At 55.0% G+C, this 22202-nt stretch carries 20 protein-coding genes; 14 read left to right on the top strand and 6 right to left on the bottom strand.

The window, feature by feature from the left end:
• Positions 1–313 precede the first annotated feature (313 nt).
• From pgi to ACMVME_RS20350, 5 genes are all read left to right on the top strand, one after another.
• A complete protein-coding gene (gene pgi, locus ACMVME_RS20370) occupies positions 314–1963 on the top strand; it encodes a glucose-6-phosphate isomerase (protein ID WP_251859094.1) in 1650 nt (549 codons plus the stop codon).
• Positions 1964–2330: 367 nt separating this feature from the next.
• Positions 2331–2573 (top strand): exopolysaccharide production protein YjbE, encoded by a 243-nt coding sequence (gene yjbE, locus ACMVME_RS20365; RefSeq protein ID WP_014168186.1) that lies wholly within the window; start codon positions 2331–2333, stop codon positions 2571–2573.
• A gap of 118 nt (positions 2574–2691) precedes the next feature.
• On the top strand, positions 2692–3330 hold the full coding sequence (locus ACMVME_RS20360; RefSeq protein WP_020882855.1) for a YjbF family lipoprotein: 639 nt from the start codon (positions 2692–2694) through the stop codon (positions 3328–3330).
• The gene (locus ACMVME_RS20355; RefSeq protein WP_047954910.1) at positions 3327–4064 is read left to right on the top strand and encodes a capsule biosynthesis GfcC D2 domain-containing protein; all 738 of its coding nucleotides are present in this window, start codon (positions 3327–3329) and stop codon (positions 4062–4064) included. The genes ACMVME_RS20360 and ACMVME_RS20355 overlap by 4 nt, the downstream gene beginning before the upstream one ends.
• On the top strand, positions 4064–6160 hold the full coding sequence (locus tag ACMVME_RS20350) for a YjbH domain-containing protein (RefSeq protein WP_014168189.1): 2097 nt from the start codon (positions 4064–4066) through the stop codon (positions 6158–6160). Before ACMVME_RS20355 ends, ACMVME_RS20350 begins: the two co-directional genes overlap by 1 nt.
• Before the next feature lie 38 nt (positions 6161–6198).
• On the opposite strand, the gene ACMVME_RS20345 is transcribed toward ACMVME_RS20350, so the two are convergent.
• Both ACMVME_RS20345 and ACMVME_RS20340 read right to left on the bottom strand, forming a co-directional pair.
• The gene (locus ACMVME_RS20345) at positions 6199–6654 is read right to left on the bottom strand and encodes an acyltransferase (protein WP_020882853.1); all 456 of its coding nucleotides are present in this window, start codon (positions 6652–6654) and stop codon (positions 6199–6201) included.
• A gap of 8 nt (positions 6655–6662) precedes the next feature.
• A complete protein-coding gene (locus tag ACMVME_RS20340; protein ID WP_052951135.1) occupies positions 6663–7178 on the bottom strand; it encodes a GNAT family N-acetyltransferase in 516 nt (171 codons plus the stop codon).
• 129 nt (positions 7179–7307) lie between these two features.
• On the opposite strand from ACMVME_RS20340, the gene psiE reads away from it, so the two are divergent.
• Positions 7308–7718, top strand: coding sequence for a phosphate-starvation-inducible protein PsiE (gene psiE / locus ACMVME_RS20335; RefSeq protein ID WP_020882851.1), 411 nt, complete (start codon positions 7308–7310; stop codon positions 7716–7718).
• A 96-nt stretch (positions 7719–7814) separates the two neighbouring features.
• On the opposite strand, the gene malG is transcribed toward psiE, so the two are convergent.
• From malG to malE, 3 genes are all read right to left on the bottom strand, one after another.
• Positions 7815–8705 (bottom strand): maltose ABC transporter permease MalG, encoded by an 891-nt coding sequence (gene malG / locus ACMVME_RS20330; protein WP_014168193.1) that lies wholly within the window; start codon positions 8703–8705, stop codon positions 7815–7817.
• Between the two features lie 14 nt (positions 8706–8719).
• Positions 8720–10264 carry a maltose ABC transporter permease MalF gene (gene malF, locus ACMVME_RS20325; protein ID WP_020882850.1) on the bottom strand — a complete coding sequence of 515 codons (1545 nt, stop codon included), beginning with the start codon at positions 10262–10264 and terminating at the stop codon, positions 8720–8722.
• Positions 10265–10330: 66 nt separating this feature from the next.
• Positions 10331–11521 carry a maltose/maltodextrin ABC transporter substrate-binding protein MalE gene (gene malE, locus ACMVME_RS20320; RefSeq protein ID WP_020882849.1) on the bottom strand — a complete coding sequence of 397 codons (1191 nt, stop codon included), beginning with the start codon at positions 11519–11521 and terminating at the stop codon, positions 10331–10333.
• Positions 11522–11893: 372 nt separating this feature from the next.
• Here malE and malK point away from each other — a divergent pair, with 372 nt between their 5' ends.
• The 5 genes from malK (at position 11894) to ubiA (ending at position 16984) form a co-directional block, all read left to right on the top strand.
• On the top strand, positions 11894–13003 hold the full coding sequence (gene malK, locus ACMVME_RS20315) for a maltose/maltodextrin ABC transporter ATP-binding protein MalK (protein WP_014168196.1): 1110 nt from the start codon (positions 11894–11896) through the stop codon (positions 13001–13003).
• 42 nt (positions 13004–13045) lie between these two features.
• Positions 13046–14356, top strand: a complete 1311-nt coding sequence (locus tag ACMVME_RS20310) for a maltoporin (RefSeq protein WP_020882848.1) — start codon at positions 13046–13048, stop codon at positions 14354–14356.
• A gap of 114 nt (positions 14357–14470) precedes the next feature.
• On the top strand, positions 14471–15424 hold the full coding sequence (malM, locus tag ACMVME_RS20305; protein WP_032681924.1) for a maltose operon protein MalM: 954 nt from the start codon (positions 14471–14473) through the stop codon (positions 15422–15424).
• Positions 15425–15604: 180 nt separating this feature from the next.
• On the top strand, positions 15605–16102 hold the full coding sequence (gene ubiC / locus ACMVME_RS20300) for a chorismate lyase (protein WP_014168199.1): 498 nt from the start codon (positions 15605–15607) through the stop codon (positions 16100–16102).
• A gap of 12 nt (positions 16103–16114) precedes the next feature.
• Positions 16115–16984, top strand: a complete 870-nt coding sequence (gene ubiA / locus ACMVME_RS20295) for a 4-hydroxybenzoate octaprenyltransferase (protein WP_025206398.1) — start codon at positions 16115–16117, stop codon at positions 16982–16984.
• Between the two features lie 64 nt (positions 16985–17048).
• Here ubiA and plsB read toward each other — a convergent pair whose 3' ends face one another.
• Positions 17049–19469, bottom strand: coding sequence for a glycerol-3-phosphate 1-O-acyltransferase PlsB (gene plsB / locus ACMVME_RS20290; protein ID WP_020882845.1), 2421 nt, complete (start codon positions 19467–19469; stop codon positions 17049–17051).
• Positions 19470–19623: 154 nt separating this feature from the next.
• On the opposite strand from plsB, the gene ACMVME_RS20285 reads away from it, so the two are divergent.
• The 3 genes from ACMVME_RS20285 (at position 19624) to dinF (ending at position 22110) form a co-directional block, all read left to right on the top strand.
• Positions 19624–19992, top strand: coding sequence for a diacylglycerol kinase (locus ACMVME_RS20285; RefSeq protein ID WP_014168202.1), 369 nt, complete (start codon positions 19624–19626; stop codon positions 19990–19992).
• A 108-nt stretch (positions 19993–20100) separates the two neighbouring features.
• A complete protein-coding gene (gene lexA, locus ACMVME_RS20280; protein ID WP_014168203.1) occupies positions 20101–20709 on the top strand; it encodes a transcriptional repressor LexA in 609 nt (202 codons plus the stop codon).
• 63 nt (positions 20710–20772) lie between these two features.
• Positions 20773–22110 carry an MATE family efflux transporter DinF gene (gene dinF, locus ACMVME_RS20275; RefSeq protein WP_014168204.1) on the top strand — a complete coding sequence of 446 codons (1338 nt, stop codon included), beginning with the start codon at positions 20773–20775 and terminating at the stop codon, positions 22108–22110.
• Positions 22111–22202: the final 92 nt, after the last annotated feature.

Here is a 22202-nt window from a genome sequence, read left to right as displayed (position 1 = left end):
GCAGGCGCAAAATACGGCCCTATAAATAAAATGTGGGGGAGGTCCTGTCAATGCTGGGATTATGCGGATTTTTTATGGGGGGGTACCCCTCAGTAACAGGACTTATAACAGGGCCATATTTTATGCTCCTTTTTACCGCCTTTTGACCGACATTTCGCCGCCCCTGAAGGGCGTTTCAGCAGCTATACTTTTCGGGTCTTTTCACCTGTGTTTGATGCAGGCCAGGGCAATGGCATAAAAACCATCACAATTTTTATTTGCAGGCGCTACAATCGACCGCAGTCACAATTCTCAAATCAGAAGAGTATTGCTAATGAAAAACATCAACCCAACGCAGACCGCTGCCTGGCAGGCACTACAGAAACATTATGATGAAATGAAAGACGTCACCATCGCGGACCTGTTCGCGAAAGATGCCGATCGTTTCAATAAGTTCTCCGCGACCTTCGATGACCTGATGCTGGTGGATTTCTCCAAAAACCGCATTACCGAAGAAACGCTGGCGAAGCTGCAGGATCTGGCGAAAGAGATTGAGCTGGCCGACGCCATCAAATCCATGTTCTCCGGTGAGAAGATCAACCGCACCGAAGACCGTGCCGTGCTGCACGTGGCGCTGCGTAACCGTAGCAATACTCCGATTGTCGTTGACGGCAAAGATGTGATGCCGGAAGTGAATGCGGTGCTGGAAAAGATGAAAGCTTTCTCTGAAGCGATCATCTCCGGAAGCTGGAAAGGCTACACCGGCAAACCGATTACAGATGTGGTTAACATCGGTATCGGCGGGTCTGACCTTGGCCCATTCATGGTCACCGAAGCGCTGCGCCCATACAAAAACCACCTCAACATGCACTTTGTTTCTAACGTCGATGGTACCCACATCGCCGAGGTGCTGAAAAACGTGAATCCGGAAACGACCCTGTTCCTGGTCGCGTCTAAAACCTTCACCACTCAGGAAACCATGACCAACGCCCACAGCGCGCGCGACTGGTTCCTGAAAACCGCAGGCGACAACAAGCACGTGGCGAAACACTTCGCCGCGCTGTCGACCAACGGGAAAGCCGTTAGCGAGTTCGGTATCGACACTGCGAACATGTTCGAGTTCTGGGACTGGGTGGGGGGTCGTTACTCTCTGTGGTCCGCTATCGGCCTGTCGATCATCCTCTCCGTCGGCTTCGACAACTTTGTTGAGCTGCTCTCCGGCGCGCATGCGATGGATAAACACTTCTCCACCACCGCACCTGAGAAAAACCTGCCTGTGCTGCTGGCGCTGATTGGTATCTGGTACAACAACTTCTTCGGGGCTGAAACCGAAGCGATTCTGCCATACGACCAGTACATGCACCGTTTTGCGGCCTACTTCCAGCAGGGCAACATGGAATCCAACGGTAAATACGTTGACCGTAACGGTAACGCCGTGGATTACCAGACTGGCCCAATCATCTGGGGCGAGCCAGGCACTAACGGCCAGCATGCGTTCTATCAGCTGATCCACCAGGGCACCAAAATGGTCCCGTGCGATTTCATCGCCCCGGCCATTACCCATAACCCGCTGTCAGACCACCATCCGAAGCTGCTGTCTAACTTCTTCGCACAGACTGAAGCGCTGGCGTTCGGTAAGTCTCGTGACGTGGTTGAGCAGGAATACCGCGACCAGGGTAAAGATCCGGCCACGCTGGACCACGTTGTGCCGTTCAAAGTGTTCGAAGGCAACCGTCCAACCAACTCCATCCTGCTGCGCGAAATTACGCCGTTCAGCCTGGGTGCGCTGATTGCCCTGTACGAGCATAAGATCTTCACTCAGGGCGCTATCCTGAACATCTTCACCTTTGACCAGTGGGGCGTTGAGCTGGGTAAACAGCTGGCAAACCGTATCCTGCCTGAACTGGGTGACGATAACGCGATTAACAGCCACGACAGCTCCACAAATGGTCTGATCAACCGTTATAAAGCATGGCGCGCGTAATTAAAGTGTCATGAAAAAGTGCCGGCGAAATGCCGGCATTTTTTTATCGGATAATTCCTGATGTCTGTTATTAAACTCAAATTCCTGTAGTGAGTTTAATCTGAAAATAGTCGTTAACCTGTTAATTGCTGCGGTTTATTTTAGGAAAATACGGATAATTACCGTCACGGGATCTAATTCTATTTCATTGATTTATATAAGTTATATTATTATCTAATCGTCCTTTTGTTTCCATTTTATCCAATTGTCCGAAAACCCTTCTTCTATTTACCCCTACGGCAAACCCTCACCTTTAGTTGTGTATACTCGAATCCGCCTGAAATTCTTTTTGGGCAAATCTCCATTCATTAAATGAAGGGAAATTCTTATGAAGAAAGTACTGTATGGCATTTTCGCCATATCTGCGCTTGCGGCGACATCTGTTAATGCGGCTCCGGTTCAGGTCGGAGAAGCGGCAGGTTCGGCTGCGACGTCTGCGTCTGCGGGGATTTCTACCGCGTCCAGCGCCAGCACCGTAAGTTCAGCCGTGGGTGTCGCCCTGGCGGCAACCGGTGGCGGTGATGGCTCCAATACCGGAACCACGACCACCACGACCACCAGCACCCAGTAATAACGGGTGTTTTAATCATAACCACACTTCGGTGTGGTTATTCTGGCTTTTCAGTAGCCTTCGGGACCTGTAGACCGGGTAAGCGCAGCATCACCCGGCAATAATGCGGAGAAGAGTCGTGAAGCGACCTGGGATCATCCTGATTTGTCTGCTTTTGCAGGCGTGCTCGGCCACCACCAAAGGGCTGGGCCATTCACTGTGGGAAAGCATGTTCGGTACGCCGGGCGTGCATCTGACCGATGACGAACTTCAGAACATGCCCTATGCCAGTCAGTACATGCAGCTCAACGATGGCCCACAGCTGTTTGTGGTGCTCGCTTTCGATGAAAACGGGCAGCAGAAATGGGTGACGCAGGATCAGGCCACCATCGTAACGCAGCATAGCCGTATCGTGAAAACCCTGCTCGGGGGCGACAACCTGCTTGAAGTCAACAATCTCGCCGCCGATCCGCTGAACACGCCGAACCAGATAACCGACGGGGCAAGCTGGACCCGCACGATGGGCTGGACCGAACACAAGCAGGTTCGCTATGCCACCGCCCGCTCCACCTTCCGCTGGGATGGCACGGACAGCGTCAATGTGGGCAGCGACGAAACCCGGGTTCGCGTGCTGGATGAAGAGGTCACCACCGATCAGGCAACCTGGCATAACCGCTTCTGGGTGGACGATGACGGCCAGATACGCCAGTCGTTACAGTATCTTGGTGCCGGATTCTTCCCGGTCAAAACCACGCTGATCAAGGCCGCGAAATCATGAAAACACTTATTCGCGTTGCGCTGATCGCAAGCTTTGCTACGCCGCTCGCATGGTCTGCCGGGACGGTGAAAGTCTATACGCAGGACAATACGAAGCCTAAAACATTGACCAACGCCGGACACTTGATCGATCTCGTCGGCCAGCCAAGGCTGGCGAACAGCTGGTGGCCGGGTGCGGTCATCAGTGAACGACAGGCGACGGTGGTGGCGGAGCAACAACATAACGCGCTGCTCGCCAGGCTAACAGGGCTGGCGGAGCAGGAAGAGGGTGACGACGCGGCGGCCATTAACAGCCTTCGCCAGCAGCTTAAGGCGCTAAAGGTCACCGGACGATTGCCGGTCAATCTCGATCCGGACCACGTTCGCGTCGCGGAGACGGCTAACCCGTCACTGGAAGGTGAGTACACGCTCTGGCTACCTGTTCAGCCTTCTACCATTACCGTGTTCGGGCTTGTCAGCAGTCCGGGTGACAAGCCGTTTATGCCGGGTCGCGATGTGGCGAGCTATCTCGATGAACAACATCTTTTGAGCGGTGCGGATAAGAGCTACGCATGGGTGGTGTACCCGGACGGCCAAACGCAAAAAGCACCGGTAGCCTACTGGAATAAACGCCATATCGAACCGATGCCAGGCAGCGTCATTTTTGTCGGTTTTGCCGACCATTTCTGGACGAAGGCATATGACGGGCTGAACGCCGATATCCTTCACTCCCTGAAACAGCGGATACCGGAATAATGAAAAGAACCTATCTCTATAGCATGCTGGCGTTATGCGTGAGTGCCGCCTGCCATGCAGAAACGTATCCGGCACCCATTGGCCCGTCTCAGTCAGATTTCGGCGGCGTCGGTTTGCTGCAAACGCCTACCGCGCGCATGGCGCGGGAAGGGGAAATCAGCCTCAACTACCGTGATAACGATCAGTATCGCTACTACTCCGCCGCTGTGCAGCTGTTTCCGTGGCTCGAAACCACGCTGCGCTACACTGATGTGCGCACCAAACGGTACAGCAGCGTCGAGTCCTTCTCCGGCGATCAGACCTACAAAGATAAAGCGTTCGACGTGAAGCTGCGTCTGTGGGAAGAGAGTTACTGGATGCCGCAGGTCTCCGTTGGCGCACGGGATATCGGCGGTACCGGTCTGTTTGATGCGGAATACGTGGTGGCCAGCAAAGCCTGGGGACCGTTTGATTTCTCACTCGGTCTCGGCTGGGGGTATCTGGGCACCAGCGGCAACGTGAAAAACCCGTTCTGCTCCTACAGCGACAAATATTGCTATCGCGATAACAGCTATCAGAAAGCAGGCTCCATCAACGGCGACCAGATGTTCCACGGCCCGGCCTCGCTGTTTGGCGGCGTAGAGTACCAGACGCCCTGGCAGCCGCTGCGCCTGAAGCTGGAATACGAAGGGAATGACTATTCACAGGATTTCGCCGGCAAGATTGAGCAGAAGAGCAAATTTAACGTCGGTGCCATTTACCGTGTGGCTGACTGGGCTGACGTTAACCTCAGCTATGAGCGTGGCAATACCGTGATGTTTGGCGTGACGCTGCGTACCAACTTTAACGATATGCGGCCACACTACAACGACAACGCGCGCCCTGCCTACCAGCCGGAGCCGCAGGATGCCATTCTGCAGCACTCCGTCGTGGCGAACCAGCTGACCCTGCTGAAATACAACGCCGGTCTGGCGGATCCGAAGATTCAGGTGAAAGGCGATACGCTGTACGTGACCGGCGAGCAGGTGAAATACCGCGACTCGCGGGAAGGGATCGAGCGTGCCAACCGGATCATCATGAACGATCTGCCGGACGGGATCAGCACGATCCGCGTGACCGAAAACCGTCTGAACATGCCGCAGGTCACGACGGAAACGGATGTCGCCAGCCTTAAGCGCCATCTGGAAGGCGAACCGCTGGGGCATGAAACCGAACTGGTGCAAAAACGCGTTGAGCCAGTGGTGCCAGACACTACCGAGCAGGGCTGGTATATCGATAAGTCGCGCTTTGATTTCCATATCGATCCGGTACTGAACCAGTCTGTTGGTGGGCCAGAAAACTTCTACATGTATCAGCTGGGCGTCATGGCGACGGCGGATCTGTGGGTCACCGACCACCTGCTGACCACCGGCAGCCTGTTCGGTAACCTTGCCAACAACTACGACAAGTTCAACTATACCAACCCGCCGAACGACTCGAAGCTGCCGCGCGTGCGTACTCGCGTACGTGAATATGTGCAGAACGATGCTTACGTAAACAACCTGCAGGCCAACTACTTCCAGTACTTTGGTAACGGTTTCTACGGCCAGGTTTACGGCGGTTATCTGGAAACGATGTTTGGCGGCGCGGGGGCTGAAGTGCTCTACCGTCCGGTAGACAGCAACTGGGCGTTTGGTCTTGATGCCAACTACGTAAAACAGCGTGACTGGCGCAGCGCGCAGGACATGATGAAGTTCACCGACTACAGCGTTAAAACCGGCCACCTGACGGCCTACTGGACGCCGTCGTTTGCCCCGGATGTACTGGTGAAAGCCAGCGTTGGTCAGTATCTGGCGGGGGATAAAGGCGGCACGCTGGATATCTCTAAACACTTCGACAGCGGTGTGGTGGTCGGTGGCTATGCCACGATCACTAACGTCTCGCCGGACGAGTACGGGGAAGGGGACTTCACCAAAGGCGTGTACGTCTCCATTCCGCTGGATCTGTTCTCGTCAGGCCCAACCCGCAGCCGTGCGGCAATTGGCTGGACGCCGCTGACGCGTGACGGTGGTCAGCAGCTGGGACGTAAATTCCAGCTGTACGACATGACCAGCGATAAGAACATCAACTTCAGATGATGCGTGAGTGCCCGGTAGCGTTACGCCTGCCGGGCACCTTACAAACGCCGCAACAGTCTCGCCGGGTTGCCGGCGTAAACCCCTTTCTCGGTGATGGACTTTGTCACCACGCTTCCCGCCCCAATCACCGCCCCATCACAAATTGAGACAGCCAGAATGGTGGCCCCGCTGCCGATTGAAACGTCGTTGCCCACGCGAATGTGTCCCCAGCTGCGCCGGTCGGCATTGGGTTTACCGTCGCGGAACATATCGTTGGCGAACATCACCCCATGGCCAATGAAACAGCGCTCGCCGACGGTGACGTACTCGCAGATGAAGGTATGGGACTGAATTTTGCTGTCAGCACCGATGTGCGAGTTAGCCTGGATTTCAACAAACGGGCCGATAAAGACGTTATCGCCCAGCGAACATTCATAAAGATTCGCGGGTTCGTAAATGACGACGTTTTCGCCGCAGACAACATGACGAATAGCCGCCTGGCGTTGCTCTGGCATACATCTCCTTAGACTGGCATCGACATAATATGGAGGGTGCTGGTTTGCGCCGCAGTGACGAAGAGGGTGTCTTTGACATGTTTCAGCCCCTGCGCTTCGTAAAACCGGCGTGCGCGAGGGTTCTTTTCGAGGACTTCCAGCCACAGCAGATTTTCCGAACAGGCTTTTGCCTGGCGAATCACTTCCGCAAGGAGTTGCTCGCCGTAGCGGTGTCCCGTGGCATCCGGCAATAAATAGAGTTTATGCAGGAGCGTCCCCGACAGCCCCTCGGGCTCGATGGTCTGCTGGGTTGAGAATTTTGCGAAACCGACTGGCATTTGTGCGCTGGCAATGAGCCAGTAAGTGCCCGGCTGCATCAGGCTGTCTGCTATCGCCTGCGGTGCGTATTCCTGCTCAAGAAAGGCGGCAAGCTCTGTCTGGCTTTCCCATAGATGCCCAAAGTGATGCCGGTAGCTGGCATACCCCATTTCACTCAGCTGTTTTGCATCATCCACGGTGGCGCGTTGAATGGTTAATTTCATCATCCCTTCGTCGAAATAAGCGTGTCACAGTGCAACATGCCACAGCGCTGAACATAATATAAACAAAAAATATAGATCACCGTCACATTTTTGCGTTATACAGGAACCTCGCCCTGGAGAATGAGGTGCTCTATGACATCCCTGACTCGCCCGCGCGTTGAGTTTATCTCAACAATCCTCCAGACCGTGCTGAACCTCGGTCTGCTGAGCCTTGGCCTGATACTGGTCGTCTTTTTGGGAAAAGAGACGGTGCATCTGGCGGATGTGCTGTTCGCCCCTGAACAAACCAGCAAATATGAGCTGGTGGAAGGCCTGGTGGTCTACTTTCTCTACTTTGAATTTATCGCGCTGATTGTGAAGTATTTCCAGTCGGGCTTTCACTTCCCGCTACGCTATTTTGTTTACATCGGGATCACCGCGATTGTGCGGCTGATCATCGTGGATCATACCTCCCCGCTCGACGTACTGATCTATTCGGCGGCGATCCTGCTGCTGGTGATCACGCTCTGGCTGTGCAATTCGAAACGGCTGAAACGGGAATAAAAAAATGGCGGCCCGGAGGCCGCCTAACAACAGTCACAAGTTGGGTCAATACAATACGTCTAAAGTTGAGGGTTGCAGTGGCATAACAAATGAAACTTAACCTTTCACACCGCCCGCCGTCAGGCCATTCACCAGCCAGCGCTGCGCCAGCAGGAACACGACAGTGATAGGGATGGCGGAGAGTACAGCCGCCGCAGCAAAGTCGCCCCACAAATAGTTCTGCGGATTGAGGTATTGCTGCATACCGACGGCCAGCGTATAGCTGTTGACATCACGCAGTAACAGGGAAGCGACCGGCACTTCGGTGATGGCTGCGATAAACGACAGGATAAAGACCACCGCCAGGATCGGCACCGACAGCGGCAGAAGCACCAGACGGAATGCCTGCCACGGGGTCGCGCCATCCAGCGCCGCCGCTTCTTCCAGCGAGCCGTCGATGGTTTCGAAATACCCTTTGATGGTCCACACATGCAGCGCGATACCGCCAAGATAGGCGAAGATGACGCCACCGTGGGTGTTCAGGCCGATAAACGGCACGTACTGGCCCAGTCGGTCAAACAAGGCATACAACGCCACCAGTGACAGTACCGCCGGGAACATCTGGAAAATCAGCATCCCTTTCAGCAGCGTGGCCTTACCCGGGAAACGCATACGGGCAAAGGCGTAAGCACAGGTCGTGGAGAGTGCGACAATTCCAATCGCGGTAATCCCGGCAATTTTCACCGAGTTCCACAGCCATAACAGCACCGGGAACGGCGGTGGCGTGACGCGGCCATCCGCGTGTTCAACGCTGAAGCCCAGCGCTAACTTCCAGTGCTCCCAGGAGATTTCATCCGGGATCAAGCTCCCGGTCGCGAAGTTACCGGCACGCAGGGAGATGGCGATGACCATCAGCAGCGGGAACATGATTGCCGCGATAAAAATCAGCAGCCCTAAATGCGTCGCGAAGAGGCGCAGTTTCTGAGATTTGGGTTGGACCATAGACATATTCTGTGCCCTCCTTAGTCGAATTTCATGCGTGTTGCTTTCAGGTTCACAATCGCCAGAGCGCCAACCAGCAGGAAGATCAGGGTGGCAATTGCTGCCGCCAGACCGAAGTCCTGACCGCCGCCGCCTTCGAAGGCGATACGGTAGGTGTAGCTGACGAGCAGGTCGGTATAGCCTGCCGGCGTGGTGGTGCCAAGACGGTCAGGCCCACCGTTGGTCAACAGCTGAATCAGCACGAAGTTGTTAAAGTTGAAGGCAAAGCTGGCAATCATCAGCGGCGTCAGCGGCTTAATGAGCAGCGGCAGCGTAATCTTAAAGAAATTCTGGAACGGACCCGCGCCATCCATTGCCGAGGCTTCGTACAAATCGTCCGGAATCGCCTTCAGCAGGCCCATGCACAGGATCATCATGTACGGATAACCGAGCCAGGTGTTCACGATGATAATCATCGAGCGGGCGGTGATTGGGTCGCTGAACCAGGCCGGTTTGATGCCGAACAGCGCGCTCAGCATCATGTTGATTTCACCGAAGCTCTGGTTAAACAGCCCTTTGAAAATCAGAATCGAGATAAACGACGGGACGGCATACGGCAGAATAAGCAGCACGCGGTAAATGGCTTTCCCTTTCAGAGATTCCCACTGCACCAGACACGCCAGCACCATGCCCACGGCAACGGTCAGGATCACCGTCAGTATGGAGAACACTACGGTCCAGACAAAGATGGCGAAGAACGGTTTCTGGATCCCTTCATCGGTGAAGACGCGGGTGAAGTTGTCCCAGCCTATCGTCACGGTGTAGCCCGGGCTGAGCTTGTCATCACCCCATTTGCCATCAGCCGTAATGGACTGGTAGAAACCAATGTCGTTGTTTGGACGGTACTTTACGCCGCTCTGGTTGTTGGTCAGCGTGCCGTCGTCCGCCAGCGTATAAAGCGGTTGTGTCCCGGAGAACTGGCGCAGTGAACTCATGGTCACTTTGCTTTCGTCCGGCAGTTGGGCGGTAAGCTGCGTCAGCGCCTGACGGTTCTGCGTAATGATGCGCAGGTTAGCGCGTTCACCTTCCGGCAGGGCCGCAGCCTCTTTTAAGGCCAGCTTCTGCTCGCCACCAAATTTGAAAGCGTCGGAAACATAATTTTTGCCGGTTTCTTCGTCAGTGAGTGCTAACTTCCACTCGCTGCCCGCAGGATACAGGCCGAAGTTAAAGGTTTTGCCCGCCTGATAAGAGCGGTCCATCAGCACCTGTTGGGCGCGCTCCTGCGCAAGCTGGTTGGTGCTGCTGTAGTTGGTGAACGCGATAGCAATGGTACAAATCAGCGGGAACAGGACAAACAGACCCATCCCGGCCACGCCCGGGTAAACATATCGCCAGGCATAGGCTTTACGGTTGGCGAAAATATACAGGCCAGCAGAGCTTAAAATCAGCGTCATGATGGCGAACAGATATTCCCCTTGTACGTACATTAAAACAACAAGGTAACCCACCAGCAGACACAGCAGACCCATTACAGACCACTTCAGGGCAGAGCTTTGCCACCAGTGTTTCTTTTTAATGACATCCATGGGGTTCTTCCTCTACAACACATTTTGTTCTCCCTCTCTCCGCAGGGGAGAGAGGGGATAAAAGCCTTACTTCGTGATACGACCCTGAGCATCTTTCAGCGCAGCATCAACCGTCTGACGACCGCTTGCTGCGTTGATGACGGCGGTACGGGTGGCGTACCAGAACGCTGCCATTTGTGGGATGTTCGGCATGATTTCGCCTTTCTGGGCGTTATCCATGGTTGCCGCGATACGTGGGTCTTTCGCCAGCTGATCCTGGAAGGATTTCAGCGCAACCGCGCCCAGCGGTTTGTCCTTGTTCACTTCATCCAGACCCTGATCGGTCAGCAGGTAGTTTTCCAGGAACTCTTTCGCCAGCTCTTTGTTCGGGCTGGCAGCGTTAATACCTGCGCTCAGCACGCCAACGAACGGTTTAGACGGCTTGCCTTTAAAGGTTGGCAGCAGGGTTACGCCGTAGTTGATTTTGCTCTTGTCGATGTTGGTCCAGGCCCACGGACCGTTGATGGTCATCGCGGTTTCGCCTTTGTTGAACGCCGCTTCTGCGATGGAGTAGTCGGTATCCGCGTTCATGTGTTTGTTCTTGATGAGGTCAACCAGGAAGGTCAGGCCTGCTTTCGCGCCAGCGTTGTCCACGCCCACGTCTTTCACGTCATATTTGCCGTTTTCAAATTTGAACGCGTAACCGCCGTCGGCAGCAATCAGCGGCCAGGTGAAGTACGGTTCCTGCAGGTTGAACATCAGCGCGCTCTTACCTTTCGCCTTCAGCTCTTTATCCAGTTTCGGGATCTCTTCCCAGGTTTTCGGTGGGTTGGGTACCAGATCTTTGTTGTAAATCAGAGACAGCGCTTCTACCGCGATTGGGTAAGCGATGATCTTGCCGTTATAGCGAACGGCATCCCAGGTGAACGGGTACAGTTTGTCCTGGAAAGCTTTGTCCGGCGTCACTTCAGCCAGCAGACCCGACTGGGCGTAGCCACCGAAACGGTCATGTGCCCAGAAGATGATGTCCGGACCGTCACCCGTTGCAGCCACCTGCGGGAATTTCTCTTCCAGTTTGTCCGGGTGTTCAATGGTAACTTTGATACCGGTGTCTTTCTCGAATTTCTTGCCCACTTCGGCCAGGCCGTTATAGCCTTTATCGCCGTTAATCCAGATAACCAGCTTACCTTCTTCAATTTTGGCGAGAGCCGGTGCGGAAATCATCATTGCTGCAAGGGCGGACAATGCGAAAACGCGTGCGCCAGTCTTGATCTTCATATCTGCCATCCTTTTTTGGTGATGTGCTCGTGGATACACTGAGGTGGTTCAACGTGACTCAGTCTCCTTATTTGACATCCTCTTTCCATCCTCCCAACCCCTACGCCCCACCCCCCGTTTGTGTGATCTCCGTTACATAAATTTAAGTTATGAGTGCTGGCGCACATAAAAACACAGTGAATTTTGCAGGTGGCTTCACGAATTTCGCCCCAGCCCTCCAGCGGCGGTCGCAGAGCCTGCTCTCTCATCCTCCCGCCTCCTCCCCCATAAAAAAGCCGGGGGGTGGAGGATTCACGAAAGTAATGGATACCCCATAGTGAACTTATCTTGAATGTTTCTGTCGGTGACAGGTTGTAACGAAGGGAGAAGGGCATGGCGAGCGTACAGCTGCGTAATGTAACGAAAGCCTGGGGTGACGTTGTGGTGTCGAAAGACATCAATCTGGACATCCACGAAGGTGAATTCGTGGTATTTGTCGGCCCATCTGGCTGCGGTAAATCAACTCTGCTGCGTATGATTGCCGGTCTTGAAACCATCACCAGCGGCGATTTGCTGATTGGTGATACCCGAATGAATGACATTCCGCCTGCCGAACGTGGCGTCGGCATGGTTTTCCAGTCTTATGCACTCTATCCCCACCTTTCCGTAGCCGAGAACATGTCCTTCGGTCTGAAGCTGGCGGGCGCGAAAAAAGAGGTGATTAACCAGCGCGTCACGCAGGTGGCGGAAGTGTTACAGCTGGCACACCTGCTTGAGCGTAAACCAAAAGCCCTTTCTGGTGGTCAGCGTCAGCGTGTGGCAATTGGCCGTACGCTGGTCGCCGAACCGCGCGTGTTCCTGCTCGATGAACCGCTTTCTAACCTGGATGCCGCCCTGCGCGTCCAGATGCGTATCGAAATCTCCCGTCTGCACAAACGTCTTGGCCGCACGATGATTTACGTCACCCACGATCAGGTCGAAGCGATGACGCTGGCCGACAAAATTGTGGTGCTGGACGCCGGTCGCGTGGCGCAGGTGGGTAAACCGCTGGAGCTTTATCACTACCCGGCAGACCGCTTTGTTGCGGGCTTTATTGGCTCGCCAAAGATGAACTTCCTGCCCGTCAAAGTGACCGCGACAGCCATTGAACAGGTACAGGTGGAGCTGCCAAACCGTCAGCAAGTGTGGCTGCCGGTCGACAGCGCCAACGTACAGGTGGGGGCCAATATGTCCCTCGGTATTCGTCCTGAGCATTTACTGCCGAGCCACATCGCCGATGTGACGCTGGAAGGTGACGTTCAGGTCGTCGAACAACTTGGTCACGAAACACAGATTCATATCCAGATCCCCGCCATCCGTCAGAACCTGGTCTACCGCCAGAATGACGTGGTGTTGGTAGAAGAGGGTGCCACATTCGCTATCGGTTTGCCGCCAGAGCGTTGCCATCTGTTCCGTGAGGATGGCACCGCATGTCGTCGGTTGCACAAAGAGCCAGGCGTTTAAGCATTCCAATTACAAAGAAAAGCAATGATCTCAGGAGATAGAATGATGATTACTCTGCGCAAACTTCCTCTGGCAATCGCCGTGACGGCAGGCATTTTGTCTGCACACGCGGGTGCCGTGGACTTTAAAGGTTATGCTCGTTCTGGCATTGGCTGGACCGGGAGTGGCGGTGAACAACAATGTTTCCAGGCAACCGGTGCACAAAGTAAATACCGTCTCGGTAACGAATGTGAAACCTACGCCGAACTGAAACTGGGTCAGGAAGTGTGGAAAGAGGGCGATAAGAGCTTCTATTTCGACACTAACGTTGCGTATTCCGTTTCTCAGCAGAATGACTGGGAATCCACCAGCCCGGCCTTCCGTGAAGCAAACGTGCAGGGTAAAAACCTGATTGAATGGCTGCCAGGCTCCACCATCTGGGCCGGTAAGCGTTTCTATCAGCGTCATGACGTCCACATGATCGACTTCTACTACTGGGATATCTCTGGTCCTGGTGCGGGTATCGAAAACATCGATCTGGGCTTCGGTAAACTGTCTCTGGCCGCGACCCGTTCTTCTGAGTCCGGCGGTTCTGCAACCTTCGCCGATCGTGATGCGAACGGCGACCGTATTTATGACAACGTAGTACCAAACGATGTCTTCGACGTCCGTCTGGCCGGCCTGGAAACCAACCCGGGTGGTACACTGGAACTGGGTGTTGACTATGGTCACACCAACATTCCTGACGACTACTATCTGCAGCCTGGCGCCTCTAAAGATGGCTGGCTGTTCACCGCTGAACACACCCAGAGCATGTTGAAAGGCTTCAACAAGTTCGTGCTGCAGTACGGTACGGACTCCATGACCTCTAACGGCAAAGGTATTCCGCAGGGCGGTAGCATTGATAACGACGGTTCCATGTGGCGTGTGCTGGACCACGGTGCAATCACCCTGGCAGACCGTTGGGACCTGATGTACGTCGGTATGTACCAGAATATCGATCGTGACAACAACAATGGTACAGAGTGGTGGACTGTCGGCGTGCGTCCAATGTTCAAATGGACGCCAATCATGAGCACCCTGCTTGAAGTGGGCTACGACAACGTTAAGTCTCAGAAAACTGACGAGAAAAACAGCCAATACAAAATCACCCTGGCACAGCAATGGCAGGCAGGCGACAGCATCTGGTCTCGCCCGGCTATCCGTGTCTTCGCAACCTACGCGAAGTGGGATGAGAAATGGGGTTATGCGAACAACGACTCAGGCGCAGGTTACACCTCTGGCGTAGCGTATAGCGACACTTCCGCGAAAACATTCAGCCGTGGCGACTCCGACGAGTGGACCTTCGGTGCCCAGATGGAAATCTGGTGGTAATTCGGTAGACCTGACGTAATGACCTAAAAAGAGGGGCGCAAGCCCCTCTATCCTTAGGGTGCTGCGCGCTATTGCCTGGCCACCGCAGTGCTCACGCTATCAGAGGTAATAACAATGAAAATGAAGAAAAGTCTCGTCGCGCTGTGCCTCTCTGCGGGGCTGCTGGCCTGTGTTCCGGCGATCACCTTCGCAGATGTCAATTTCGTGCCACAAAATACCAGCGCTGCGCCTGCCATTCCGGCGGCGGCGCTCCAGCAACTGACCTGGACGCCGGTTGACCAATCCAAAACCCAGTCAACCCAACTTTCTGCGGCAGGACAACAGCTTAACGTGCCGGGGATTGCCGGTCCGGTTGCCGCTTTCAGCGTCCCGGCCAATATTGGTGAGCTGACCCTGACGCTGACCAGCGAAGTAAGCAAGCAGACCAGCGTATTTGCGCCTAACGTCCTGATTCTGGATCAAAACCTGACGCCATCTGCCTTCTTCCCGAGCGACTATTTTGGCTACCAGGAACCTGGCGTCATGAGTGCTGACCGCCTCGAAGGCAAAATGCGCCTGACGCCTGCTCTGGGACAGCAGAAGATTTATGTCCTGGTCTTCACCACGGATAAAGATTTGCAGCAGACCACTAAGCTCACCGACCCGGCAAAAGCCTATGCCAAAGGAACCGGTAACTCTGTTCCGGATATCCCGGATCCGTTAGCGCGTCATGTCACCGACGGGTTGCTGAAGTTGAAAGTCTCAACAAACAGTGCTTCCAGCGTACTGGTTGGCCCTCTGTTTGGTTCATCCGGTACAGGCCCGGTCACGGTGGGGAACACTGCTGCGCCTGTGTATGCCGCACCCGTTGCTACGGCGGCGGCTCCGGCTGCAACCGCAGCCCCAGCGCCGGCGAAGAAAGCCGAGCCGGTACTGAACGACACCGAAGAATACTTCAATAACGCCATTAAGCAGGCGGTGAAGCGCGGCGATGTCGACAAAGCGCTGAAACTGCTTGATGAAGCCGAACGTTTAGGTTCAACCACTGCCCGTTCCACCTTTATCAGCAGTGTAAAAGGCAAGGGGTAACCGTTTCCCCACAGTGCTGATTTGTTAGTAGTTTAGTGCGCCTGAGTGGGCGCACTTTTTTTGGTGTCACACGGGCTGTTGCGCTCTTGTTGCGATCGTGATCGTTAAATAACGTTTGGCCCCCCTCAATCCGCTTTTCTGCGATACAATGCCATTACGTTATGTATCGGAGAGTCTGGCATGTCACACCCCGCGCTAACGCAACTGCGTGCGCTGCGCTATTTCGACCAAATACCTGCGCTTGACCCGGAGCAACTGGACTGGCTGCTGCTGGAAGATTCCATGACTAAACGTTTCGAGCAGCAGGGCAAAACCGTTACGGTGACCCTGGTTCAGGAAGGGTTTGTCTCTTGTGCTGAGATCGCCTCTGAGCTGCCGCTGTTGCCGCAGGAAGAACGCTACTGGCTGCGCGAAATTTTACTCTGTGCAGACGGTGAGCCATGGCTTGCCGGACGAACGGTCGTTCCCGAGTCTACCCTTTCCGGGCCAGAACTGGCGCTACAACGGCTGGGGAATACGCCGCTGGGGCGTTATCTTTTCACGTCGTCCGAGCTTACCCGGGATTTTATTGAGATTGGTCGCGATGCCGAACTGTGGGGGCGTCGTTCCCGCCTTCGCCTGAGCGGTAAACCGTTAATACTGACGGAGCTTTTTTTACCGGCATCGCCGTTGTACTAAGAGGAAGAAAAAATGGAGTGGAGCCTGACGCAGAATAAGCTGTTGGCTTATCACCGCTTGATGCGTACAGATAAACCCATCGGCGCGCTGCTGCTGCTGTGGCCGACCCTTTGGGCGCTATGGGTAGCAACACCAGGGGTACCGCCGCTGTGGATCCTGGGGGTGTTCATTGCAGGAGTCTGGCTGATGCGTGCGGCGGGCTGCGTGGTCAATGACTATGCGGATCGTAAATTCGACGGGCACGTAAAACGTACGGCCCATCGTCCATTGCCCAGCGGGCAAGTGACCGAGAAAGAGGCCCGTACGCTGTTTATCGTACTGGTTCTGCTCTCTTTCCTGCTGGTGTTGACCCTGAACACCATGACCATTCTGCTTTCAGTTGCGGCCCTGGCTCTGGCCTGGGTTTATCCGTTCATGAAGCGCTACACCCACCTGCCTCAGGTGGTGCTGGGCGCGGCGTTTGGCTGGTCGATCCCGATGGCGTTTGCGGCGGTGAGTGAGTCCGTCCCGTTAAGCTGCTGGCTGATGTTCCTGGCGAACATTCTCTGGGCCGTGGCATACGACACGCAATACGCAATGGTAGACCGCGACGATGACCTGAAGATTGGCATAAAATCGACGGCGATCCTCTTCGGACGTCATGACAAGCTGATCATCGGTATCCTGCAGGTTGCGGTGCTGGCGTTAATGGTGACGATGGGTTACCTGAACGGGCTCAACTGGGCGTTTTACTGGGCCGTGCTGGTGGCGGGAATGCTGTTTGTCTACCAGCAGAAGCTGATTGCGAAACGTGAGCGTGAAGCCTGCTTCAAGGCGTTTATGAATAACAACTATGTCGGTCTGGTGCTGTTTTTAGGGCTGGCGATGAGCTACTTTTCGTAAAAAAACGGCAGCCAGAAGGCTGCCGTTTTTGTTTTCATCGCAGGTCATCAGACTGCTGAACGCTTCACTCGCCTTGCGTCGCACTTTCAATCGTTAAACGCACATCAGACGTGATCAGTTCGGCCAGCATCTGGTACACCTTCAGCGTCTCTTCCGGCTCGGCATCGCCCGTATCACTGATAAACCCTTCATCACGCAGCGTCAGCACCAGAGAGCTGAAGACCGCTTTGTCGAAGAATTCCGGGGCGTTAATCCCGTGCAGAACAGACAGGCGCTGTGCCAGCGTCCGGCTCTCTTTCTCGAGCGTACCGCGGTTAATGGACGGATTCGCGCTCAGCAACCAGAAGGTGATGGCGTAGCGCTGCAGCGTTTCACGCGCGCCCGCCGCCAGCAGTTGCAGGGTACGGGACCGTGACGGATTGATATGCAGCTCGTCGTTCGTGACGGTAATCAGCCCCTGACGACGCAGCTCTTCGGTCAGTTTATCCAGCTCAGTCGCCAGTTCGTCCTTGTCCCAGCGCAGGAACAGCTCCGCTTTCAGCATTGGATAGAGCGTTTCAACATGACGCAACAGCTCCTGACGCGAGATGCGACGATGCTGGGTGATGATGGCCGCCATGAGCGAGGGCAGCATCAGCATATGCGCGATGTTGTTGCGATAGTAAGTCATCAGCACCGCCTGCTCGCGCGGGAGAATGATGATGTCGCCGATGGTGTCCTTTTCGACTTCAAACTTGTTCATCTGCAGGGCATGCTCGATAAGCTCGCTTGCCGTGCTTACCGGTACGGTCGAATCCACCGAGTACGGCACGTTGCGCATCATATCCAGATAGCAATCCAGCTGCTCCGTAAGCTGTTCACGGGTCAGTGAACGCTGACGAGAGGCCAGAAGTGCCGTACAGCACAGGTTCATGGCGTTTGCCGCACCGGCGTTGTTAATGCGCACCATCAGTTCAGAGGCGATGCTGTTGACCGTAGGCGTCAGCCAGGCCGGGCGTATTGCTTCGATAGGATCGATAGACTCGCGCCACTCCGGAACATGGTTGTTCAGGTAGGTCATCAGCGGCATCGGCTCGCCAAAGTTGACGTAGCCCTGGCCAAGGTTGCGTAACTTGCTCAAGCCGCGCAGCATCTGCGGCAGGCTCTCTTTCTCTTTGGTCGCACCGCGCAGCTCTTTGGCGTAGGTGCCCACTTCCATCACGTGCTCGTAGCCAATGTAGATGGGTACCAGCGTGATCGGGCGGGTTCCCCCGCGCAGCATCGCCTGAATGGTCATCGACAGCGTGCCGGTTTTAGGATCGAGCAGACGACCGGTACGGGAGCGACCCCCTTCCACGAAGTATTCAACGGAATAACCGCGGCTGAACAGCTCGCCAAGATATTCACGGAATACGGTGGAGTAGAGCTTGTTGCCCTTAAAGGTACGACGGATAAAGAACGCCCCCAGGCGACGGAAAATCGGGCCGGCTGGCCAGAAGTTCAGGTTAATGCCGGCAGCGATGTGCGGCGGTACCAGACCCTGGTGATAGAGCACATAGGAGAGGAGCAGATAGTCCATGTGGCTGCGGTGGCAGGGGACATAGACAATCTCATGGCCATCATGGGCCAGCTGGCGTACGCGCTCGGCGTTATGAACGTTGATGCCCTGATAGAGGCGGTTCCACGTAAAGCCCAGAATACGATCGGAAAGACGAATCATCTCGTAAGAGAAGTTCGCGGCAATCTCCTCCATCAGTGCAATAGCGTTCTGCTGTGCTTTCTCATGGGAAATCTTTTTGCTGCGCGCTTCGTCTTCAACGGCTCTGGCAATCGCTTTGGAGGCCAGCAGCTTGTTGAACAGGTCCTGACGTGCAGGAAGACGCGGGCCGACGGCAGCCAGACGCTGACGGGCGAAGTGCATACGCGCCACGCGCGCCAGTTTCTGCGCGATAATCTTGTCGGTGCCGTGTTCGTCCGCCATACGGCGCAGCGAAACGGACGGGGAGAAACGCACGAAGCTGTCACGTCCCAGCCAGGAGACCGCGAAGAATTTCTGAATGCCGTTAAGCATGCGCAGCGGTGGGTTCTCTTCACCTTTCTCTCTGCCCGGGCGGCGACCAAACATCACCGATACCGGCACCATCTGCACATCCAGACCCGGATTGCTGCGGTGCAGGTCGAGATAGTCGTGGAAAAGCTTAATGGACTCTTCCTTTGGCGTGTAATAGGTAAACACGCGCGGCCCGCCGTGAATGAACACATAGCGCGGCAGCAGAGTGCCGTCGACTTCGAGGGGTTCAAGCGGGTCAGGTAAATCATGCGCCAGACACTGGGCGCGAAGCGTCAGTAGGTCTGCCTTCGAGTTATAAGGCAAAACGTACATAATTGGGCGTGACGTATCGAGCCCCAATTCCAGCGCGGGTTCCGCTGGGATAGACTTGCTTTTTACCAGGACGCTTAATGGTAAATTAAGTAATTTGTAGTAAATTCGTGGCCAGCCGGACATAAACGATGTAAAGCCTCTGGTTAATAATGCAATTGCGGCGCAAGGATAACAGAAAGCGCGCAAAATTTCTGTTGTTACCCGTCATACTTCAGGCAGCAGCGAAACACGCTGCGCCTACTGTTACTGACGCTATTTTAATTAAAAGGTTCTTTTAATGGCCAATAATACCACTGGGTTAACCCGAATCATCAAAGCCGCCGGCTATTCATGGAAAGGTTTCCGTGCCGCGTGGGTCAATGAAGCCGCGTTTCGCCAGGAGGGCGTCGCCGCTATCATCGCGGTGATTATCGCCTGTTTCCTTGATGTTGATGCGATTACCCGCGTTTTGTTGATCGGCTCCGTGCTGTTGGTGATGATAGTGGAAATTCTCAATAGCGCTATTGAGGCCGTGGTGGACCGTATCGGCTCTGATTTCCATGAGCTCTCCGGCCGGGCGAAAGACATGGGGTCTGCTGCCGTATTGCTGGCGATTATCACTGCGGTCATCACCTGGGTCACGCTGCTTTGGTCACATTTCCGATAAGCCTCGAGAAATAATTAAGTCCCTGGTTTTTTGTGCAGTTTTTGGTTCCAAAATCGCCTTTGACTGTATATACTCACAGCATAACTGTATATACACCCAGGGGGCGGAATGAAAGCGTTAACGACCAGGCAGCAAGAGGTGTTTGATCTCATCCGGGATCATATCGGCCAGACGGGTATGCCACCCACGCGTGCGGAGATCGCTCAGCGTCTGGGTTTCCGTTCTCCGAATGCTGCCGAAGAACACCTGAAAGCGCTGGCGCGTAAAGGCGTCATTGAGATTGTATCGGGCGCTTCGCGTGGCATCCGTCTGCTGGTGGAAGAAGAGACAGGTATTCCGCTGGTGGGCCGTGTCGCGGCAGGTGAACCTTTGCTGGCACAACAGCATATTGAAGGTCACTACCAGGTTGACCCGGGCATGTTTAAACCGAGCGCAGATTTCCTGCTGCGCGTCAGCGGCATGTCGATGAAAGATATCGGTATTCTGGACGGCGATCTGCTCGCAGTTCATAAAACCCAGGACGTGCGCAATGGGCAAGTTGTGGTCGCGCGTATTGACGATGAAGTTACCGTTAAGCGTCTGAAAAAGCAGGGTAACACCGTCCAGTTACTGCCTGAAAACAACGAGTTCTCCCCGATTGTGGTGGATCTCCGCGAACATAACTTCTCTATTGAAGGGCTGGCTGTTGGGGTTATCCGCAACGGTGAATGGCTGTAATCATGTCATAACAGGCTACGGACCTGCCGTAGCCTGATTCAATCTCCACTGCCGGTATTTTTCATGTCACTGCTGACGACATCAGATAAGGCATTGTGGCGTCTTGCACTGCCAATGATTTTTTCCAATATCACCGTCCCTCTGCTGGGACTGGTAGACACGGCTGTTATTGGTCATCTGGATTCCCCCGTTTATCTGGGCGGCGTCGCGATCGGCGCGACGGCAACCAGCTTCCTTTTTATGCTGCTGCTCTTTTTGCGTATGAGTACCACCGGGCTTACGGCTCAGGCGTATGGCGCAAAAGATCCGTTGCGTCTGGCGCGTGCGCTGGTACAACCCTTGATCCTTGCCCTGGGCGCGGGTGCGCTGATCGTGGTGTTGCGCACGCCACTGATTGATCTGGCGCTGCATGTCGTTGGCGGGAGCGAGGCGGTACTTGAGCAGGCGCGACGCTTCCTTGAAATTCGCTGGCTCAGCGCGCCCGCATCACTGGCGAACCTGGTCCTGCTTGGCTGGTTACTCGGCGTGCAGTATGCCCGTGCGCCAGTCATTCTGCTGGTGGCAGGCAATCTTCTCAACATCGTGCTTGATGTCTGGCTGGTGATGGGTCTGCATATGAACGTGCAGGGCGCCGCGCTGGCGACGGCAATTGCAGAATACGGTACCTTTTTCATCGGCCTGTGGATGGTCTGGCGCGTGCTGGCCCTGCGCGGTATCTCGCTTGCGATGCTCAAAACCGCGTGGCGCGGTAATATCCGCACGCTGCTGGCGCTTAACCGCGACATTATGCTGCGCTCGTTACTGCTTCAGCTCTGCTTTGGCGCGCTGACGGTCTTTGGGGCGCGACTTGGGCCGGAGATCGTCGCGGTTAATGCGGTCCTGATGACGCTGCTCACCTTTACCGCGTATGCGCTGGATGGCTTTGCCTATGCCGTTGAAGCCCATTCCGGGCAAGCGTATGGTGCACGCGAAAGCGGCCAGCTCCGCGAGGTGTGGCGGGCCGCCTGTCGTCAGTCAGGCCTGGTGGCGCTGGCGTTTGCACTCATTTACGCCTGTCTGGGTGAACAGATCGTTGCTTTACTCACCTCACTCCCATCGCTGCGCGAACTGGCGAGTCACTATCTCTTCTGGCAGGCAATCTTACCGGTGGTGGGCGTGTGGTGTTATCTGCTGGACGGCATGTTTATTGGCGCGACGCGAGGTGCGGAGATGCGCAATAGCATGGCGGTCGCTGCGGCGGGATTTGGTCTGACGTTACTGACGCTGCCGTATCTGGGCAACCACGGTTTGTGGCTGGCTCTGGCGGTTTTCCTCGCGTTACGTGGCCTGTCGCTGGCCTTTATCTGGCATCGTCACTGGCGAAATAACACCTGGCTGCCTTCCCGCCACGATATATCGTGACGGTTAAAGATTCCGAATATAAAAACAACTGCCGGATCCTTAACTACAATAATAATCACGTCCAGCAGAAAAGAACGAAGCGGACGAAACTT

The organism is Enterobacter cloacae complex sp. 2024EL-00711 (genome assembly GCF_047529885.1).
GTDB lineage: Bacteria > Pseudomonadota > Gammaproteobacteria > Enterobacterales > Enterobacteriaceae > Enterobacter > Enterobacter ludwigii.
Note: the sequence above shows the minus strand (reverse complement) of the source record. Positions and strands in the feature narration are given on the sequence as shown.

Coding starts and splice junctions, on each gene's coding strand:
- malG (WP_014168193.1), bottom strand. CDS start 8,705: ATGTCTATGGTCCAACCCAAATCTCAGAAACTGCGCCTCTTCGCGACG.
- ACMVME_RS20285 (WP_014168202.1), top strand. CDS start 19,624: ATGGCCAATAATACCACTGGGTTAACCCGAATCATCAAAGCCGCCGGC.
- malM (WP_032681924.1), top strand. CDS start 14,471: ATGAAAATGAAGAAAAGTCTCGTCGCGCTGTGCCTCTCTGCGGGGCTG.
- ACMVME_RS20340 (WP_052951135.1), bottom strand. CDS start 7,178: ATGATGAAATTAACCATTCAACGCGCCACCGTGGATGATGCAAAACAG.
- malK (WP_014168196.1), top strand. CDS start 11,894: ATGGCGAGCGTACAGCTGCGTAATGTAACGAAAGCCTGGGGTGACGTT.
- dinF (WP_014168204.1), top strand. CDS start 20,773: ATGTCACTGCTGACGACATCAGATAAGGCATTGTGGCGTCTTGCACTG.
- ACMVME_RS20355 (WP_047954910.1), top strand. CDS start 3,327: ATGAAAACACTTATTCGCGTTGCGCTGATCGCAAGCTTTGCTACGCCG.
- ACMVME_RS20350 (WP_014168189.1), top strand. CDS start 4,064: ATGAAAAGAACCTATCTCTATAGCATGCTGGCGTTATGCGTGAGTGCC.
- ACMVME_RS20345 (WP_020882853.1), bottom strand. CDS start 6,654: ATGCCAGAGCAACGCCAGGCGGCTATTCGTCATGTTGTCTGCGGCGAA.
- malE (WP_020882849.1), bottom strand. CDS start 11,521: ATGAAGATCAAGACTGGCGCACGCGTTTTCGCATTGTCCGCCCTTGCA.
- psiE (WP_020882851.1), top strand. CDS start 7,308: ATGACATCCCTGACTCGCCCGCGCGTTGAGTTTATCTCAACAATCCTC.
- plsB (WP_020882845.1), bottom strand. CDS start 19,469: ATGTCCGGCTGGCCACGAATTTACTACAAATTACTTAATTTACCATTA.
- ubiC (WP_014168199.1), top strand. CDS start 15,605: ATGTCACACCCCGCGCTAACGCAACTGCGTGCGCTGCGCTATTTCGAC.
- ACMVME_RS20310 (WP_020882848.1), top strand. CDS start 13,046: ATGATGATTACTCTGCGCAAACTTCCTCTGGCAATCGCCGTGACGGCA.
- pgi (WP_251859094.1), top strand. CDS start 314: ATGAAAAACATCAACCCAACGCAGACCGCTGCCTGGCAGGCACTACAG.
- malF (WP_020882850.1), bottom strand. CDS start 10,264: ATGGATGTCATTAAAAAGAAACACTGGTGGCAAAGCTCTGCCCTGAAG.
- lexA (WP_014168203.1), top strand. CDS start 20,101: ATGAAAGCGTTAACGACCAGGCAGCAAGAGGTGTTTGATCTCATCCGG.
- yjbE (WP_014168186.1), top strand. CDS start 2,331: ATGAAGAAAGTACTGTATGGCATTTTCGCCATATCTGCGCTTGCGGCG.
- ubiA (WP_025206398.1), top strand. CDS start 16,115: ATGGAGTGGAGCCTGACGCAGAATAAGCTGTTGGCTTATCACCGCTTG.